Here is a 988-nt window from a genome sequence, read left to right on the forward strand (position 1 = left end):
ATCGCACACCATACACAGGCGTTCGACATCAGGATTGAGCGAGCAGATGCCGTTGGACAAATTCTCCGGCAGCATCGGAATCACACGGCGCGGGAAATACACGCTGGTACTGCGTTCTTGAGCATCTACATCAATCGTGTCATCAGGGCGGACATAATGACTGACATCGGCTATCGCCACCACCAAGCGGTAATTGCGGCCGATTTTTTCGGCAAAAACCGCATCGTCAAAGTCCCGCGCAGTTTCGCCATCGATGGTTACCAGAGGCAAATCTCGTAGGTCCACGCGCCCTTTCAAGTCGGTTTTACGCACATGATCGGGAATTTTCTTCGCAGCTTTGACACACGCTTCGCTAAATTGGTGCGGCAAATGGTGCTTGCGCACGGCGATTTCGATTTCCATACCGCTGTCGGCATAATCACCCAATACTTCAATAATTTTCGCTACGGCAGGGCGGTTTTGCTCGGGGTAAGTCTCAATTTCACCAACAATGACTTGACCGGATTGCGGTTTAAAGCGCGCTACACTTTCAGGTTCCAAAACAATGCTTTGATTCAAACGTTTGTCTTCTGCCTCCAAAATCGCCACGCCGCGATCCATATAAAAACGGCCGACCACTTTAGACTGCGCACGCTCCACCACATCCAAAACCGTACCTTCGCGACGGCCTCTGCGGTCGATACCGGCAGGACGCACGGTAACAATATCCCCGTGCATCACGCCGCGCATCTGACGCTCATACAAGACGAAATCGCCCTCACCTGTCGGCGTAAGCGGCACGGCAAAACCAAAACCGTCTTTATGCGCTTCGACACGGCATTTAACCAATGCCAATTTTTCTGCCGCACACACCGCCCCACGTCGATTAATCAACACCTGGCCATCGCGTGCCATCGCTTTCAGACGGCGCTCGAAGAATTCATATTCATCTTCTGTAATCGACAATTCATGTGCCAAAGCTTCGATTTTTGTCGGCACACCTTTTTGT

General features: G+C 51.6%; 1 protein-coding gene. It reads right to left on the reverse strand.

Annotation, left to right across the window (positions count from 1 at the left end; genetic code table 11):
- The coding region (locus ACTHUR_RS12055) for an RNB domain-containing ribonuclease (protein WP_440398726.1) at positions 1-988 on the reverse strand (988 nt) is incomplete at both ends.

This window comes from Neisseria sp. P0021.S007, assembly GCF_051956855.1.